The sequence below is a fragment of the Ensifer sp. LC11 genome (genome assembly GCF_001695835.1).
In the GTDB taxonomy this organism is placed as follows: Bacteria; Pseudomonadota; Alphaproteobacteria; order Rhizobiales; family Rhizobiaceae; genus Ensifer.
Genome location: NZ_MBSO01000008.1, coordinates 105,088 through 122,625, shown reverse-complemented (window position 1 = coordinate 122,625; position 17,538 = coordinate 105,088). Strand labels below are relative to the sequence as shown.

Genomic DNA, 17,538 nt, shown 5'->3' with positions numbered 1-17,538 from the left:
TTTCATGGCAGGAGTCCGTCGAGCATGAAGACAATCGCGTACCCGCTCGTCTTCGCCGCCACATTTTCCCCGGCATTGGCGATGGATCAGGCTCTGGTGCGCCAGTTCGAAAAGCTCGATCCGCAGACGCGCCTGGAACAGCGCTGCGACACCGAGGCGATGGAGCGCATCAGCGCCGACAAGTCGAGCTTCAAGCCAGACAAGGTGATCGCCTACACGTTCGGCGACCCGGTCATTGCCGAGGACAAGATGAAGGCGCCGGGCGCAGTGTTTCGCAGCAAAGGGGAATGGTACAAGCTGAAGTTCAAGTGCCGCACGGACGCGGAGCACCTCGATATCCTGTCTTTTGAATACAAGATCGGCGAACTTGTGCCGCACGAGAACTGGGATGAATTCTATCTCTATCCCTGACGACCCACCACGGCAGGCACAAGAATTGTCGCCCGAATCCAGACTGCCGCCAGAGCGGCGTCCTAGCTAGAGAATAGCCACCAGGAACAGCAGCGAGCCGAGCGAAAGCGCGGCCATGATGCTCATCAGCAGCTTCATCATGTGCTCTGCCATGTGGTGCATCCTTACTCGGCTCCCTCGCAAGAATGTGTGCATTTCGCGGCTCCGGGGCAGCAGCGCATTCGAATGGGCAGAAACGCTGCTGCAGTGACCAGCCAGCCTGCGCCAACATGGTTAACAAAATACTAACGGCGCTACCTGCCGTCCCGATCTGGCCATCACGATCCAGCGCAGGCGGCAACATGCTGCCGCTTGTCCAAGACAAGGCTCACACAAGATCGAAACGGAATAACGGACGCACTGGGAGTGCTTCCCAAGCGCGGTCCCGTTGCGCCTTTTCACAGACCCCACGGTCCGACGAAGCAGGCAAAACGGCAAGTCCACAGCACTGGAAGCCGCCCGTGACGACTGACCATGGAGAGGCGAGTGAGCCAGGTTAAGCTGAGCATCTGCATTCCAACCTATAACCGCGCCGCCTTTCTCGAAAAGGCGCTCGGCTACTTCGTCGACCTCTACCAGTTCTCCTACAAATACGAGATCATCATCTCCGACAACGCGTCCACCGATGACACAGGCGATGTGGTCGAGCGCTTCATCGCGCAAGGACTGCCGATCCGCTACCTGCGGCAGGCGGAGAACTACGGGTCCAGTGCCAACGTTGTCAGCGCCTTCAGCCGGGCAACCGGCGAATACGTGCTCTACCTGGCCGACGACGACATCCTCATCAACGACGGCATGCGTGAGGCAATCCGCTACCTGGACCTCAATCCGGAGGTCACCGCCTGTTACGCGCCCTGGTACGCCCATGACGAGGTCGCGGAACGCGACGACCCGCCGTTCTACAGCGTAGTGAAGGACACGAGATTCAAGAAGCGGGATTTCGAAACCGTCTTCGACTTTCTGGTCGAGCGCCACGTGTTCCCGGAAATCGGCATCTACCGGAGCGCGGCGCTACGTTCCGCCTGGGTACCGCGCAATTTCGCCTACTGGGCCTTCGCCTATCTCGCTCACTTCCTGGACCAGGGCGCGGTCGCCTTCCTGTCAAAGCCGTTCTATCGGCAGGTCATCCGCTCCAAGATTGCCCGTGACCGGCCGCAGGCCGGCCACGCCGACGTGTTGACCGCTTGGGACAGCTATCGCGGCGGCCTTGAGTACTTTCTCTATTCGGGCGCCAAGCGCGGCGCGGTGCGGCTGACACCCGATCGCCGGTTGTACCTCGACGCGCAGGTGAAGGACTTCACCATGGTGCGCATGACCGTCGCCTTGCGCATGTGGATCATGAAAAAGGACTACATCCGCGCCTACGAGCTCTACACCCGGCTGATGCTTGCCGGCTTTGAACACCATCCCGAGCTGCAACGGACAAGAGGCGTGCTGCCGCTTATGGTCGCGCTGCAAACGGTGATGTGGCGCACCAACGCGGTCGCGGAAATCGATCGGCTCGTGCTGCACGGCGTAGAGGACCATAGCGCGATCGAGGAGCTGTTGCGGGACCTGGGCTTGCGCTCGGAAATCGCCGTCGTACCCGGGACGACTGAGCTGACGCCGGAGGAGATCGCGCGCACCGCTGTGTTCATCACTGCCGACAGCGACCGCAAGCACTACCTTCGCACGGGGCATCTGCCGAACCTGGTGATCAGTGAAGGCGATATTCTCGGCCACGTCTTGATCTGAAGTGAAAAGGGCGCCATCGGCGCCCTGGCTTGCTCTCAGATGTGACGTCGTCCCCGGGGTTGGCCAAAACACTTCAGTCGCGCATCTCCCCCGGGATGCAGCACCTATTTGCGCATGATGCCCTTGTAGTAGGCACCGTTTCGCGGTGGCGGACGGTTCACGCCCTTGGCCTTGGGATTGTACTTCTCGCTTTTATGGCCTTCGTTGATGGGCGTTGTCGATACGCCCTTGTAGTAGCTGCCGCCGGCAAATGCAGGAGCAACGCTACCCGCGGCGACCGCTGCCGTCACCAAGGCCGCCACAGAGAGTTTCGCAAGTATACGCATGTCTGATCCTCGTTGACCCAACCACGCCCCGTTTTCCGAAGGGTCGTGGCTTTCGATTTCGCGGCGATGCACTGCGCCGCTCAGGTCCTCCCGGGCGGCAGAATAGGCAGATGTTGCGACACGCCTGTAACGCAGGTGACAGCGGCAGGATCTCGTGCGCGTTAGGTTTGAGGGTCAATGGGCGGGTCGCAGGCGAGTGGTCTGCCGGGTCCGCCTTCAGACAGCCTTTGCGTCCGCAATAGGCGGAGCATAGTGCGCGACGGCAAATTCACTCAGCGGCTTCCTGATGCAAAAAAAATTGCGCAGATCCGGCGTGCGCTTGTCAGACGTTGCATGCGCGACCGCGCTACTGCCGCTCAAGCCCGCTCCGCCGCAAGCGGCACCGGCTGGGTCACCGGGAATGCTGTCTTGAGCGCGTCGAAGTGCTTCTCGATCAGATGCCAGGAGACGGTCGCAACGGCGACGGTCACCGTGCTCATGACGAAGAACGTGACTGGCCCCGTCTGGTAAAGCTCCGGCCACTGGCCCGCGACGAGCCACCAAAGCGCCATGTGATACACATAGATGGCGTAACTTATCCGGCTCAAGAAACGTGTGACCGAATTGGCAAGAAGATGCGCCGGTACACCCTTGTAGCCGTTGTAGGAACTCAGGACGATCGACGAAAGCGCATAGATGCAGAGCAGCTTGTAAGTCTCCGAGTGGCCAAACTCGACACCGATCGCGAATGGCGAAGCGATGATTGCGATCGATACCAGGTTGTTGATCTTGCTCGTCAGCACCGCCCGAACGTCGGCATTGTCCTTCACCAGGGCAAGCAGCGCCCCCGCTGCCACCGGGTCAAACGCGAAAACGATGTTTGACCAGGCGAAGAGACCGAGCTCGGCGTGATGTGTCCGGGCGACGACAGACATCGTGAAGATGATGCAATAGGCAACAAATATATGGCGCCTGCTCAGGAAGATGATGATGAGCGGGGCCGTAAGATAGAACTGCTCGACGATATTGAGGCTCCAGAGATGCGCGGCAACCCAAGGCTTCCAGCCTTCGGTCATGGCGAAGTACAGGCTGGACATTTGAAACGTATGCCACGCCAGACTTTGCCGGATGCCGTCCATATTGAACAGCGTGGCCACGATGAGCATCAGGAACAGGGCCGGAAGCAGCCTGAGAGAGCGCCGGACATAGAAATTGGTGACGTTGATCGTCGCCCGGCTGTCTTTCGCCGACAGCAGTATGATGCCGATCAGGAAGCCGCTGATGATGAAGAACAGCGAAACGCGAACCGATTCCAGTGTGGGGTGTTCGTTCCAGTAATGAACATAGAGGACCCCGGTCATGGCGATCACGCGAAGCCCGTCAATTTGCTCCCGCCTGCCGCCGCGCACTCCCGTCGCAGTCATTTCAATGTCCCGCCAGATTTATTTAAATAATCTCTACTTAAGTATATCCTTTAAGATTACGCCGCTTCCATCCGCTTGTGAAGAGGCACCGTCGATCCAGTCCTGCGCGACCTCGCGCAGCCACCCGGAAACACTGTGCGCCAAGGCGCGACCTTTGGGAGGGTCGCTTGAGGCACGTCGTCATGGCGCCTTAATGCGAAAGGCCACGTGCGTGTGGCAACAAGCCACCTCTCGACCTCGCTTGGACACGTCGAGGCGGGCCTCGGTATCTCCGTTATGCCGCGGCTCGCGACACCCCAGGTCGAACACCCGCTCATCGCCACCGTGCCGCTTACCGCCCCCACCGTCAGCCGCATGATCGGCCTGGTCGAGCGCCGCGGCGGACGGCTTTCACCGGCCGCGATCCGCTTCCGCAAGATGCTGGTGCAGGAATGGACGACGTATTGAGGGATGGACCGCAGCCGCACGCAAGCAGCGTTGTGTTGAGGCTGAACGCACGGCGCCACTGGCACTTCAAACGTTCTTGGAAACCAAATCTTCGAGAAGAAAAATGGTGCCCGGAGGCGGGCCACCTGAATTGGGCAAAATCAATAACTTACGGAAAGGCTGGACACTGATGTGCTCAGCCATTTCGTTATGTTTTTCCTCAACAGTGTCCAGCCGCACGGAGCGCTCATGCTATGCACGCTGGCGCAACCCCAAATTACACCCTAATACAAGGGTATTTTTTCATTTGGGGGGGGAATGCATGAAGATCAAGTCGCTGCGAATGCATGAGTTTCGACGCTTCGAAGATCTCACAATCAAGAACCTCCCACCCGCGAAACTTGTTGTCCTTGCCGGAGCTAACGGCGTTGGAAAGTCCTCGGTGTTCGATGCATTCTCCCTGCTGCGCCAACACCAGGTGGGTATAGAGTGGCACCCGAGCTACCACCTCCGCCAGGACAGCAAGAACACACATATGAACGCGGTCAAGGCCGAGTTCCACGAAGATAGGCCGATGAGCCCGATTTCGTTTTATCTCCGCACGGCCTATCGCAATGAGCCAGATTTCACCCTCAGCCAACTGTTCCGACAAGGCGACGTCACGAAAGAGCAGCGATTTAGTCGCATGATTCAAGGTGACGCAGCGGTGTCGAGCAACTATGCCCGCTTAGCTTCCGACGCGTTCGAGGACGTTTTTTCGAAAGAAGATCCCTCGACCACTGTGGGCGATTTTAGAAACAAGGTCGTGGGCGAACTCGGCAGCGCTGTCCAACGGCTCTTTCCTGATCTCACTCTAAACACCTTGGGGAACCCTCTTGCAGCAGGCACCTTCACGTTCACCAAGGGATCACAACGAGGCTTCCTTTACGAGAACCTATCTGGCGGCGAGAAAGCGGCTTTCGACCTCATCCTTGATCTGATTGTGAAGCGCCGAGCATTTACCGACACGGTTTTCGCCATCGACGAACCGGAAGCACACATCAGTACAAAGCTTCAAGGCCCTCTTTTGGGCGAGCTTGTCGATTTGATTCCGGACAACTCACAGCTTTGGATTGCGACTCATTCGATTGGAATGATGCGCAAAGCGCGAGACCTCTACACCCAGAATCCCAATGATGTTGTGTTTCTGGATTTTAATGGGCACGACTTTGACACTCCAGTTGTGATGCAGCCAGTCGCACCAACGCGGCAGTTCTGGGAAAACGTCCTGCGTGTTGCGCTGGATGATCTTGCCGACCTTGTAGCTCCCCGTGAAGTTGTCATCTGCGAAGGAAACCCCGTCGTCCCCACACCTGGAGCCAACTCGGAGCATGACGCTCGCTGCTATGCGACAATCTTCGGAAACGAGTACCCCGACGTAATTTTCATTTCGGCCGGCAGCTCCAAAGAAGTGGTGGGCGACCGAATGAGATTTGCGGCAATGATCCCGAAGATCGCTGCCGGCGTCTCCGTCCGTAGGGTCATCGATCGAGACGATCATTCTGACGCGGACGTATCTGACTTCTCCAAGGAGGGCATCCGTGTTTTGAGCCGCCGTCACATCGAGGCATTCCTCTATGATCCGGAGATCATCAAAATCCTTTGCGAAACCCACGGTAAAGGCGACGAATATGACGCCATTCAGCAGGAATGTGATGGCGCAAAACACGCCGCCGAAATACGGGGACGCCCCACCGATGATATCAAGGCGGCAGCGAATGACATCTATAAGATACTAATAAGGCGGCTCGGTTTGCGCGGACAAGGCAACGACCAAATGTCGTTTGCGAGAAACGCGCTGGCGCCGCTCATCAAACCCGGCACGCACACATATCAGACACTGAAACAAGACGTCCTAGGTTGAAGGGATCTATTCTGGCGGTCGCTTGATTTCATAGACCTGTGCCTTGCTGGTTCGCTTCTTCACGCCCTTGAACGACGGATGCCGCAGCTTCTTGTCTTCCGTCCAGGCCCGATACTCGATGTCTGCGACCAACACCGGCTCGGTAAAAACCGCACCTTTCCGCGACAACTTCACCGCCGGCGTCAATGTTACCCGTTCCTGCAGAAATTTTCGCAGCTCGACGGACATCTCATAGGTCCAGCCGGTTCCGACGCCACCAACATAGGTGAGGCCCTTCGCGTCCTTTGCCGCCAGCAGCAACCGGCCGATCGCACCAGGTACGGTCGACGGCTCGAAACCGACGATCACGAAGGTGTCGCGGCGCACGCATTTAATCTTGAGCCATTCCGGACGGCGCCCGATCCGATATGGCGCGTCCCGTCGCTTGGCGATGATGCCTTCGAGGCCCATTTCGCACGCGACCTGGAAGAACTCGGCGCCATCGGCAGGCACCTCTTGCGAGAAGCGAATCGCTCCGGTTCTGCCGGCGACGATCGGCTCAAGCAGCCGGCGCCGCTCTGACAGCGGCAATGCGCGCAAATCGTGGCCGTCCAGGTAGAGAAGATCGAAGGCATAGAAGAGGATTTCGCTAGTGTCGTGCGAACTGGGCTTCTTGCCAAGTGCGCGCTGCAGCAGGCCGAAGTCCGAACGGCCCTGATCGTCCAGAACGACCGCCTCCCCATCTACGATCATGGAAGCATGCCCGAGCTCGCGCGCCTCGGCGACGATCGGCCCGAACTTCTTCGTCCAGTCATAGCCGCCGCGTGTGATCGCCCTCACCTCTCCCGGCTCCACATGGATCGCGAGACGATAACCGTCCCATTTCACTTCAAAGGCCCATTCCGGACCTTTCGGCGGCTTGTCGACGAGGGTTGCGACGCATGGCTCAACGCGCCGCGGCATCGGATCTGCCGGCGGCAATGGAGGCGGTTTTGTTTTCGCTGCTTTAGCCATTCCGCATTTAACGCACAACTCCGCGAAAACGTCTCATTGACTCCCGTCTTCATGAGAACATAGTAAGAACAAAACAGCAGGAGACCTCTATGAGCGACGAAACCGGCGCGTCAAAGCAGACACAGAGCGGGCCTGTTGTCCATCTGTGCGAGCATCCAGGATGTAGTAAGTGGGGTGGGTTCGGCTTCGCCGTCGGCAGGGCGGCGCCAAACTGGTTCTGCTCCGAGCATCGGCCAGAGTGGAAGAAGGCAAATGCCTAGGGGCGGCGCCTGGTGGCTGTCTGAGCTGGTGTTCAAGGTCTGCGTTCAGTGTGAATGCGGGCTCAAGAAGCAGTACGACGCGAAAGCTCTGCTCGATCGCATCGGCGACCAATGCATGCCGGGACTATTGCCGAAGATTGCGGAAGCAAACGGCTGCACGAAGACAAAGAACGCGGTTCGCGATCGGTGCCAACTTCAGTACACCCACCCTTTCCCTGAGGAACCGCTGCCCTCCCGAAGGAACCGGCCGGCAGTGCAGCGCCGGCCGGGCGACCTGAGGAAGTTACCTTCGCAAACCTCCCGGAGTGGTACGAGCTATTCTGCTGCTGCAAACGCTGTGGCCGTGAGAAACACCTCGATCGGCACTCTTTGGTGCGCCGGTTCGGGAGGACGCAATCGATCGTGGCGCTGGCGCCGCGGATGCGCTGCACGAAATGCAGCAACAAGAGCGGCAACAAAATCAAGATCGGCAAGCTGAAGCGGTGAGCGGTGTGAATAGAAAATGGATCGTAGCGATAGTCTGTGGGCTGATGTCAGCTTCGACGGCCGCCGCTGAAAACTCGATCATGGGTCGCGCATCCGTCATTGACGGCGACACGATCGAAATCAGAGGTGAACGGATCCGGTTGCACGGTATCGACGCGCCAGAGAGTTCGCAGCGATGCGAGGACGGGGACGGCGGTACCTATCGCTGTGGCAAGGAGGCCGCGTCCGCGCTCGACAGGTTTCTCGCCGCTTCACGCCCTACCCGCTGCGACGTCGTCGAACGCGATCGGTACAAACGTTTCGTGAGCGTCTGCTTCCGCGCCGACGGCAAAGAGGTCAACCGTTGGCTGGTGGAGAACGGCTATGCGTTGGATTGGAAGAGGTACAGCAATGGCGCCTATACCACCGAGCAGTATTCGGCCCGCTCACGTGGCGTCGGTATCTGGCGCGGTAGATTTGATCTGCCATGCCAGGTCCGCGCGAAACGGCTGAAACAAGAGCCGAGTTGTTGAGGTAGCTTTGGCGCAAGCTGGCCAGGCGAATGCTTATAAAAAATGAGCGACTTGGAACCTCTTTGAGGTTGCGGCCGTTGATAGATCGGGCGCTGGAATCGCCAGCCCCCGATGCACTACACACCCCTCTCAATGGCCCCTGAGTCGCTTTCGGGGCCAATTTTTTACCGAGGCGGGAACCCAATCATGGTATCGGCGTTTCAAGTGTTGTGGAACCCTGACCCCCCAGAGTGACACCTTCATTGTCCCCTCCGGATATGGAGCCGATAAGTGCCTCATGGCCTCATCATCCCCGGACGGGGCCATTTCTTCGAGGGCTTTAGGGAAGCCGCCCGACGCACCTTGGCGTGCCGTCAACGACAGCGACCTCACCCATTTTGGTTATCTTGTCGCATTGGTGAGCCGATATTATTTATCTCTTCAAACTCGATTTTCGAACTCCGGGGCTCCGGGAACTTCGCGGTGCTCCCGGGAAAGGAGGTCGCTCATGCATTCCCTGCCCAGAACGATGGCAATTCTCCCTCGCGAAATGAATCAGATCGAGAACGTCTTCAAAGAAGTCCTGCGCGAGCGTGGTTTGACGCGGCAATGCAAGGCGGCGGAACCGATCGCAAAACGACTTATCGATCTTTACCTAAGCGGCGTCCGCGAGGACGTCGCTCTCAAATACCTGACATATCTAGACGAGCCGGTCGCAACCCGGCCATGGCAAAATGTGGAAGCGCTCACCTCTCCGGTAGATGACGGTTTGGATTCGCCTATGGTCCACACCCCTGCGGATCGAGGCTAGGGCTCCATTGTTCCGTCCCTGAGGTGGAGCCCGTTGCAACACATCCTGGGAGGCCCCGATCGCGCATGCGTCCGGGGCCATTTTTTCAGCCTTTCCCGACCAGAGCAAACACGACCCGCCTGATAGCCTCGGCGAAGCTCACGCCGAGCGCCATCGCCGCAATGCCGGTGACGCCGAGCGCGCCGATTCCCATCAACTTCCACCGACGCACGTCATCGGTTACCGGCTTCATCTCCGCCACATCGGCAACGATCGTCGCGGTCGAAGTCTCGAGGTGGCCAACCCGGCCAACAAGCTCGTCCATTCGGCGATGGACTGCCGCGCGACTTTCCGCCGCCTTGTCTTCCGCGCGATCGGCGCCCTCTTCTATCCGGCGCATGGAATCTTGCAGGGCTCGCATCCCCGCCGCCAGTTCGCCAAGCTGGCGATGCACTGCCGCATCAATGTCTGCTGGTGCCATGAACTGCTTCCCCTCGTGTCGCTCGTCCTCTCGAAAAAGAAGGCCGCCCCGAATTACCGGGGCGGCCATTAAGGCTTAATCGCCGAGCGGCTTCTTCGCCGCCCAGCGCCCGTAAAGGGTGAGCGCGGCACCCGCGATCACGACGACCTGAGCCGTCAGGCTTTCAGCCGTCGGCAACGTGCCATCGAGGAAGTCAAGGACAAGGCCATAGGTGCCGCCGATCAGGCCGGCCACCGCGCCGATCGTCACCCGGCTTTGCCAGATCGGTTCGTTGTTCGTCGCATGAACGATTGCCGGCGCGATCTTCTCCGAAACGGCGTTGATGATTGGGCGGGCCGCCGCGGCATCAGCCGGGACGGCCGGGTCTCGGACCGCGCCGATGACTGCCAGAGCGATTTTCTCTTCGAGGGCCTGCTTTGCGTCCATCAGCTTACTCCACCGCCTTGGCTTCGCGCATCGCGAGCGTGATTGCGGCATAGGCCTCGGCAGCCTTCACGAGCGCGGTTGCGGCGGTGACACTGCCCGGATCCTTGCAGACGATTTCCAGAGCCGCCCAGGCTGCCGCCTCCTTCGCGACCGTCTTGGGTTTGACGTTGCCGGTGCTGGCGACGATCACGAACGCTGAGTGCGCCGTTGCCGCGGCAGAGCAAACCTGCGGAAGGTTCTTCTGAATCGCAGTGTCGATTGAGGTCGTCGAGGTGCAAGCGGACAGCACAAAGGCCGCCGCTGCCAGAAGCAGAAAGCGCATGTGATTTTCCTTCGATGTTGGAGGTGGTTAGAGACGTTCTTTGACTTCGGCGCGCATCTTGTCGCCGCATGCTTTGGCGCCGATGACGTTCGGCGCGAACGGAAGGCGGGTGAAATCCCACTTCCCGGCTTGCTGGATGCCCAGGTTCGGCTGAACCTCAGCATGGGAAACGATCGTCTTCGGAGTGACCGGGATCTTGTAGAACTCGGCCAGGTGCGCGATGACGTCCATGGCGCGGTGCCACTGTGTTTCCGTCATCGGGAACTTGCCGGCGTGGAACGGGCTTTCGACTGCGCCGGCCATGCAGGCGAGTGAAACGCCGATCGATCCGGTGTTGCAGCGGCGCGTATGGCCCGCATAATCGTCGTCGGTCGTGTTCACGTTGTCCGCAATCGTGTGATCACCGCGGACCACATTGCCGGATCCCTCGACGATGAAGTGATAGTGCTCCTTGTCGAGCTCAGAAGCTCGATAGGCGCCGGCGCTCCAGTGCGCGATGATGCGCGACATCTTCACCGGCTGGAGCCATTCCAGCGGTAGGCGGTAGGTCATAGCGATGTCCTTGTTGAGAGTGAACCTTGCCAGCTCGACAACTTGCCGGCGATCTGGTTGATTGCCCTGTCAGTTGTGGGGGCTTTCATGAAAATACGCATACTGTCCGCGGTCATGGCCGCGGCGTTTCTGGCCGGCTGTCAAACACAGACCGTCGAGGAAATGAGCTTCACCCAGCGCAAGCAGCTTGCCGAAGTCATCAAACAGCGCTGCTACGCCCAGGGCGTTACAGAGAAGTCAGGCGAGTTTGGCTGGTGCATCAAGACTGAAACCGAGGGTGAGATCGCCCGGCGTCAACGTGCAAGCGCGCGCGAGGATATGGCCGCGGCACAGCCACGCATAACCGTTCAGCCCCAGCCGCAACAGGTCACCTGCACCAGATGGGCTTACACCGGTGACATTACCTGCCGTTAACTCGAAGTGATCTGCCGCCCGGCATACACCGGGCGGGAATCATCCCCGAACATTCGAGAGCGACGGGAAGAGTTTCCCGAGCCAGTGCATTTACCTCTTCGTTAGGAAAACAGGCCACCATCCAAGGCACGGCATGATGCCGGCTGGGGGAACATGATGGGCTATGATTGGGATGGCGCTCGCGGGCGCCGAATGAAGATCGCGCGATTTGGAACGGCCGTCGCACTGGCGGCATTGCTGGTATCGGTCGCGGCTCAGGTGGTGACGCGAGCGATCTGAGCGCCTACTCGGACGGCAATTCCCCTCCGAGCATCGCCGCCCGCTCCATCGGCCAAACGAAGGGGCAAGCCGCCTCAAGCTCGCCCATGAACTCGGCGACGGTCGGCTGCGGCCGCTCTCCCGCCATCACCTTCGCCAGCTCGGCCGAGGAGAACGTCCAGACGGCCGAGCGCCATGCAAACAGCGCGGTTGCCTCGGCCGCAAAGTTCGGGTTCGGATCGTCCCGGTAGCCGATCGCCGTGTGGATGCCGTCATACTGGCGCTCGCGGGCTTTGGCGTCGAGATGCGCCTGGATCGCGGCGGAGTAGTCGGCCTGGGTGACTGGTGGCGCCGGTGGATAGTATGGCACGACTGCCGTGCCGTCCCATTTGCGGCGGCCGGTATTGGAGATGAATTCCATCCACTGCTCGTCGGTGATCTCGATCGCGCCGGCCGGGATCTTGCAATCGGGATTGGGCTCGTCGCCAATCACCTCGCGTTCTCCCGTCTCCTCGTCGGGCTCGCTGTAAACCGGGCGTTTCTTCGGGCCGTGGATGCCCTCATTGTAAAACGCCGCCGGGAAACCGTCGTTGAACTCCGCAAATTTTCTCATTGTTAGTATCCTACCGAGATCCAAAGCGCGCCTTGACCAGCGCCGCCCACCGCTCCGCCTGAATTGACGGCTCTTGCTCGGATGTCGAACCCGAACTTATCCACGTTGCTTGTCGACACGGTTACGGCCGTTGTTGTCGGCAGATCAGATGAGGCCATGGTCGCAACTGCTGCGAAGCAGGTTGTGGTGAAGGCGACTGGGAATACTTTGCGAAAGTCCCCCGACCCAGTAGGTTCATAGCCCCACTGCAGCATGAAGCCGTTTGGGAATTTGTAGTAACCGGCGCTCGCCGCATTCCACAAAACTGCGCTATCGGTCCAGACCCTGCCAAGATCGAAGGCATCGACCGTCGCCTTCAAAGCACTGGTTCCGTTCCAGCCGATGTAGAGTTTGTTCCCCGTCTGCCCCACGCCCCCACCTTGCTGCACCGGCGTAAAACCGAGCGCGGCTTGTGCCCCGATAGTCCCTCGCATTGTCGCCTGGTCGGGATCGTTGAGCAGATTGCGGGCCAATGCGGTCAGGCCTGTGAGCGCCGCCGCGCCCACGTCGGAAAGATAGGGCAGCTTGTCGGCCGCAGCGTTCCCAGCCAGATTGAGCAGCGCCTTTGCCGCGTCCGTGACGGTGAACCACTCCATAGCATTGGCGCTGAGCCCGCGCGGCACTTTGCCCGCCGCCATCTGAGAGGCGATCGCCGCAAGCGCAGCGATGGACGGCCGATCGAGATCGAGGCTGACTTCAAGCAGCTTGGTATGAATGGCGTCGACTGTTTTCAGGTAGGCGGTGTCCTTCACCAAGGCGTAGGGATAGGTGCCGCTCGCCCCTTTCCACTTCGTCGCAGCGACCGCCTGCGTGTCGCTATCGATGCTCCAAATCGGCAGCGGGTTTCCGCCCGGTGCTTCGGGATAGATGATGCCGCCAGAAACGCCTGCCGTCTGCCAGTTGGTGTCTGTGCCGGCAATGATCGCCGAGTTTTGCGTAAGCGTTATCGTGCCGCTGGTGTGGGGGATGGTCATGGCTGCTCCTAAGCCGGGATGCCGAAGATGTAGTAGCGGATGCCGATGGGCGGATAGGCGCCGGAAGTGCGCCAGTTTCCGGGGCTGTCACCCCGATTGTAGTAATCGCCGACGTTGCCCCTGAAGGTATGGAACCGGACGTTGTTGGCTGTCAGTTCGCAATAGGTGCTTTCGCCCGCGTGATACTGATTGCCGCCGTAGATGTATTTGAGCCGCTTCACGAACGGCAGCCGGTACATCGCGTTCCAGGTTCCAGAGACCGTGAAGCCGAGCGTCTGATAGGAGCCGCCGCCGTGGGTCGTGATGTACTTCACCATGGGGAACATCCCGGTTCCGTCGAAGGGGATATCAACCATGAGGTCGTTGCCCTCCGCGACGTCGAAGTAGCCCTCTTTCAGGATCTGCACCTGCGGCCACCGGCTATCGATGATGATGTCTGCCCATGAAGGCGGGTTGGCCGCGCCAGGACGAAGGAACTGAGTGACCTTCACACCGTTCTCGATGAACTGCCGGAACACCATGAAGGAGCCACCGGTGGGCGCGCTGTTGTCCTCAAGGTAGAGGTAGAACCGAGCGCGCATTGCCTGTGTGGCGTCGAAGTAGATCTTGGTGCCGTCGAACCAGTACTCAGCACCGAAATCGAGATCGACCGGCGACGACGGGTAGTGGATCACCGAGCCCGTGTAAAAGTGCACATCAAGCGCGACCATGTCGGGAAGCGCAATGCCGGTCTCGTAGAAACTGACGCCAGCCGGAAGCGCGATGTCGGCCGCCTTGATCACCTTTACCGGAAGGCGATTATTGGAGAACGCAAGCTCCCGAACTGTTGCTGTCCGAACGTCATAGCCCGGCTTGCTGGCCCCCACGAAGTTCGGGCTGACCTGAATGATCCTGCTGCCGTTCGGAGGCAACGGCGGGGCTTCATCGATCGGATCGCTGTTGCCCGGCAGGTTCCAGACGTTCAGCCGCTTGTCGCGTGACAGGAACTTGTTGAACCCGTCAATCGTGTCGTTGGCATAGAGCCTGGTCAGAGCGCCGAACGCCATCGAGCCGTACTGGCTGACCGTCCCTGTGAAGCCTTGCACCCAACCAACTTGAGCCCAGTTTCCAACGGCGTAGTAGCCGCCCTGGCCGCGATAGTAGGCACCGCTGTCGGCCCAGGCGACCATCTGCTGGTTATAGCGGTTGCTGCCGCCGCCCTTCTTCGTCTTCCAGTCAAAAAGCGGGACGTTGTAGCGCAACGTCGGGAACGCGGAGTTTCGATAGAACCACTCGCTTAGGCCGCTGCCCGAGCCCTCGCATCTCTGGTAGTTGCCCGAATTCGAGCCGGCGGGGTGGTAGTTGTAGACCGCGCTGTCGTTCAGGCCGGGGCGGGATATGACGTTGCACAACTCCATATCCGCGAAGTTCGCCTGGATAGAGAACTTGCTGTTGTAGCGGAACTTCCAGCGCTCGCTGTCAGGCGTGGTGCGCGGATCGTCTGCATCGTTGGTCATCTTGATGCAGGGATAGCCGGTCGTATCGAGGCCGAAGAAGGTTCTAACCATCAGTGATTGACCGCAAAGCCGTTGGCGTCGAGGATCACCTTGCCGCCGCCAAAATTGATCGTGCCGGCGTAAACGGTGCCGATGTTCGCAATGTTGAGCTCGAGCACACCGCCCTCGTAAACCATCGGATAGTTCCGCGTCGTGCCGTCCGAGACCACCCACTGATCGGCGATCGTCGCCGAACGTGACTTGAGCACGCCGTTGACGGTGTAGATTTCGAGGTACTGGCCGACCTCCTTGTAGGCGTCGGCGATATTGGCGCGAGCCACCATCGCGTAGCGCACATTGACGCCCGACTGATCCGCCGCCGCGCTGAACTTGACCATGCCGCCAGCGAAGCGGTCCTTGAGTTCTGCGCTGATCGTGAGCGTGCTCTGGCTGAGGGCGGCGGTCTCCGTTGCCCGCGTGATTTCCTCCTGCGCAAGGCGCGCGTTGGTCGTGTTGAGACTCGCTTGCATGACAAGGACCGACTGCGCCAACGCCTCCTCGGTTGTGACGCGCACCCGGCGTTCCTCGTCGATGCGCGCGAGCGCGTTGCCGAGCTCCGCTCGCAGCGTCAGGCGCTGGCGCTGCCCAATCGCGTTCGCCAGCGAAAACTCCAGCATCTTCGTGTCCATCCGATCGATCGAATCCGAGAGTTCCTTCTGGAGATCCTTGAACCGATTGAGCACGTCTTCGCGGGTTTGCCCGAGGCCGACCGAAACATCGGTGATCAGGATGTTCGGCGTCAGCACATCGAGCCACGCGGAGGCTTCCGTTTCGCGCGTTGAGAACGGCACGTATCGCCCCTGCGCCTGATAAAGGCTGACCGGCAGGCACCAGGCGCCCGACAGCACCCATTCGTAGCTCGCTCCTGTACCCGGCCGCGGATAAGGCGTCTGGTCGCTATCGAACACGACGATACCGGTCGCCTTCACCCGAACCGTGACATGAATACGGGCGACATCGTCGAGATCGGCGGAGCAGGCAATCTTGATACCTGGACGCCGAGCCGCGCCGGTCGCATCCGGAACCTCCGCGGGGGAAACGGCCCATCCCGTCATCGGCTGCGGCGGCGGCACGATCGGCCCGGTCGGCCCGATCGAGACTGGCAACTCCTTGTCCGACGACCAGCTGTAATCGGCCGGGTCGATCTCACGGAAAGCCACCACCTGGTTGACGCCCGGCAAATCGTCCATGTCGCCCATGAGGAAGGCTTTGCCATCGTACCCGTTGCGCGCCGAGGTCCACTCGATCGGGTCGAGCGGTTCCAGCAGCCAGGCTTCCGGCGGCAATGTGCCGGTGTGGCGAATGAAACGGCGCTCTTCCGCGATCGCCGCATACATCAGCCGCTGCACCTGCGTGCCATAGGGCACCATCGGATAGGAGAGGTCTGCAATCAGGCGCTGGCCGTCGTCGGCCGCCTCATAGGCCGCATTGTAGCGCGGCGGGGCGTCCTTCGTGGTCCAGTCTTCAGCCGGCTCCGGATAGCTGGCATGCGCGCCGTTATAGGTCTGCTCATGTGCCGGAAACGGATCCTGCTGCTGTTCGCTCGTGATGACGATATCCTCGTCAGTGAACGAATAGACAGGCAAGCCCGGCATGCCGCAGATCGTCTTGTAGATGCCGCCAAGCGCGGCGGTGCGGCCATTGCAGCTCTTGTCCAGCTCCTTGATCGCCTCGATCGGCTGATAGTTCAGCGCGATTTCGGCGCCGCAGCGGAACTGCCTTTCCGTGCCGCCGGCAGCAATCGCCACCTGACGGTCGCACTCGTTCATTGCCGCCATCCAATTGGACGCCGGCAACTGGAACGCTGCAAGGTTCTGCCCGCCGTAGAACCATTCGCCGTTGTAGGAAAGGCCGCGCAGAAGGTTGTACTGGGCGACCTTCGTGTTGTCGCTCCATTCCCAGGTCGCCGGATCGCTCCACCGATGCGAGCCCGAGCCGCCGGCTGTCGTATCCTTGCGGATGTCATAGAGCTTGATGCCCTGCAGCACGAACTTGCAGCGCGGCGGACTGGTCATGACTTCGCGGTTGACGCGCGCGGTAATGATCGCATAGGCGACGCCGCGGCCGATCATATCTGCGAGCCACGGCCGCGTGGCGTCGATCCCGAACGTGGTCAACAGGTACGGATCGACAGCCGTCTGCGTGCCGTCGCGGAAACGCACCCAGAGGTGATCCTTGCCGCTTTGGCGATACTGCAGCACCGGATAGCCCGCATCCGTGGGTGCGGCGTTCCAGTCGATCGTGCATTTCTCGCCGTTGATCCAGACGGTGCTGGACATGCCGGCAATCGGCAGATCGGAGAGCGAAACCACCTGCACGAGGTAGGCATTCGGCGTCTTGCCGGCCTGACCGTAGGAGTTGACATACTCAAGCTGGCCGGCCGTGGCGTAGGTGCCGATGATGAACGACATCGGATTGTCGCCACCGACCGTCATCGAGCCCTTGACGCCAGCCGGGCGCTGTTCCTCTCGCTTCGAGCGCGCACGCGCCAGCAGCGACATACCAGCCTTGAGCGCAACACCAAGAACGAGCTGCCCGATCGTGCCGATCTTGGCGACTGCGCTGATGATGCCGACGATCGCCGAAACCGGATCGGCATAGGCATGGGAGGTCGTTGCCAGCAGGAACCAGCCCGCCAGCAGCAGAACGGAAAGACGCATGA

Annotated in this window: 17 protein-coding genes and 1 pseudogene; 7 read left to right on the top strand and 11 right to left on the bottom strand. The window is 60.2% G+C overall.

All coding sequences use genetic code 11. From position 1 onward, the window contains the following. Window positions 1–24 precede the first annotated feature (24 nt). Both BBX50_RS06280 and BBX50_RS06275 read left to right on the top strand, forming a co-directional pair. Window positions 25–411 (top strand): DUF930 domain-containing protein, encoded by a 387-nt coding sequence (locus BBX50_RS06280; RefSeq protein WP_065774460.1) that lies wholly within the window; start codon window positions 25–27, stop codon window positions 409–411. 525 nt (window positions 412–936) lie between these two features. Further along, complete coding sequence (locus BBX50_RS06275) at window positions 937–2,184, top strand: glycosyltransferase family 2 protein (RefSeq protein ID WP_065774459.1); 1,248 nt, start codon at window positions 937–939, stop codon at window positions 2,182–2,184. 104 nt (window positions 2,185–2,288) lie between these two features. Here the strand turns inward: BBX50_RS06275 and BBX50_RS06270 are convergent, their stop codons facing one another. Both BBX50_RS06270 and BBX50_RS06265 read right to left on the bottom strand, forming a co-directional pair. Further along, window positions 2,289–2,510 (bottom strand): hypothetical protein, encoded by a 222-nt coding sequence (locus BBX50_RS06270; RefSeq protein WP_065774458.1) that lies wholly within the window; start codon window positions 2,508–2,510, stop codon window positions 2,289–2,291. 356 nt (window positions 2,511–2,866) lie between these two features. Then, entirely contained in the window at window positions 2,867–3,913 is a 1,047-nt protein-coding gene (locus BBX50_RS06265) for an acyltransferase (protein ID WP_065774457.1), read from the bottom strand. 207 nt (window positions 3,914–4,120) lie between these two features. Between BBX50_RS06265 and BBX50_RS06260 the strand changes: the two genes are divergently transcribed. Next, entirely contained in the window at window positions 4,121–4,360 is a 240-nt protein-coding gene (locus tag BBX50_RS06260; protein ID WP_065774456.1) for a LysR substrate-binding domain-containing protein, read from the top strand. Between the two features lie 301 nt (window positions 4,361–4,661). Then, complete coding sequence (locus tag BBX50_RS06255) at window positions 4,662–6,242, top strand: AAA family ATPase (protein WP_065774455.1); 1,581 nt, start codon at window positions 4,662–4,664, stop codon at window positions 6,240–6,242. A gap of 6 nt (window positions 6,243–6,248) precedes the next feature. On the opposite strand, the gene ligD is transcribed toward BBX50_RS06255, so the two are convergent. Further along, window positions 6,249–7,235 (bottom strand): non-homologous end-joining DNA ligase, encoded by a 987-nt coding sequence (gene ligD, locus BBX50_RS06250; RefSeq protein ID WP_065774454.1) that lies wholly within the window; start codon window positions 7,233–7,235, stop codon window positions 6,249–6,251. 790 nt (window positions 7,236–8,025) lie between these two features. Here ligD and BBX50_RS06245 point away from each other — a divergent pair. Together BBX50_RS06245 and BBX50_RS30420 are read left to right on the top strand one after the other, a co-directional pair. Continuing rightward, window positions 8,026–8,493 carry a thermonuclease family protein gene (locus BBX50_RS06245; RefSeq protein ID WP_065774453.1) on the top strand — a complete coding sequence of 156 codons (468 nt, stop codon included), beginning with the start codon at window positions 8,026–8,028 and terminating at the stop codon, window positions 8,491–8,493. A gap of 487 nt (window positions 8,494–8,980) precedes the next feature. Then, window positions 8,981–9,283 carry a hypothetical protein gene (locus BBX50_RS30420; RefSeq protein WP_065774452.1) on the top strand — a complete coding sequence of 101 codons (303 nt, stop codon included), beginning with the start codon at window positions 8,981–8,983 and terminating at the stop codon, window positions 9,281–9,283. Window positions 9,284–9,368: 85 nt separating this feature from the next. Here the strand turns inward: BBX50_RS30420 and BBX50_RS06235 are convergent, their stop codons facing one another. From BBX50_RS06235 to BBX50_RS06220, 4 genes are all read right to left on the bottom strand, one after another. Next, the gene (locus BBX50_RS06235) at window positions 9,369–9,743 is read right to left on the bottom strand and encodes a DUF1515 family protein (protein WP_065774507.1); all 375 of its coding nucleotides are present in this window, start codon (window positions 9,741–9,743) and stop codon (window positions 9,369–9,371) included. Between the two features lie 75 nt (window positions 9,744–9,818). Further along, complete coding sequence (locus BBX50_RS06230; RefSeq protein WP_065774451.1) at window positions 9,819–10,169, bottom strand: hypothetical protein; 351 nt, start codon at window positions 10,167–10,169, stop codon at window positions 9,819–9,821. A gap of 4 nt (window positions 10,170–10,173) precedes the next feature. Further along, window positions 10,174–10,491, bottom strand: a complete 318-nt coding sequence (locus BBX50_RS06225; protein ID WP_065774450.1) for a cell wall anchor protein — start codon at window positions 10,489–10,491, stop codon at window positions 10,174–10,176. A gap of 27 nt (window positions 10,492–10,518) precedes the next feature. Then, entirely contained in the window at window positions 10,519–11,043 is a 525-nt protein-coding gene (locus BBX50_RS06220; RefSeq protein ID WP_065774449.1) for an N-acetylmuramoyl-L-alanine amidase, read from the bottom strand. Between the two features lie 87 nt (window positions 11,044–11,130). Here BBX50_RS06220 and BBX50_RS06215 point away from each other — a divergent pair, with 87 nt between their 5' ends. Further along, entirely contained in the window at window positions 11,131–11,457 is a 327-nt protein-coding gene (locus BBX50_RS06215) for a hypothetical protein (protein WP_065791981.1), read from the top strand. A gap of 283 nt (window positions 11,458–11,740) precedes the next feature. Here BBX50_RS06215 and BBX50_RS06210 read toward each other — a convergent pair. From BBX50_RS06210 to BBX50_RS06195, 4 genes and pseudogenes are all read right to left on the bottom strand, one after another. Next, window positions 11,741–12,052, bottom strand: a pseudogene (locus tag BBX50_RS06210) (hypothetical protein); the annotation flags it as partial. A gap of 278 nt (window positions 12,053–12,330) precedes the next feature. Next, window positions 12,331–13,341 (bottom strand): hypothetical protein, encoded by a 1,011-nt coding sequence (locus BBX50_RS06205; protein ID WP_065774447.1) that lies wholly within the window; start codon window positions 13,339–13,341, stop codon window positions 12,331–12,333. An 8-nt stretch (window positions 13,342–13,349) separates the two neighbouring features. Then, window positions 13,350–14,888, bottom strand: coding sequence for a hypothetical protein (locus BBX50_RS06200; RefSeq protein WP_065774446.1), 1,539 nt, complete (start codon window positions 14,886–14,888; stop codon window positions 13,350–13,352). Next, on the bottom strand, window positions 14,888–17,536 hold the full coding sequence (locus tag BBX50_RS06195) for a phage tail protein (protein WP_065774445.1): 2,649 nt from the start codon (window positions 17,534–17,536) through the stop codon (window positions 14,888–14,890). Before BBX50_RS06195 ends, BBX50_RS06200 begins: the two co-directional genes overlap by 1 nt. Window positions 17,537–17,538: the final 2 nt, after the last annotated feature.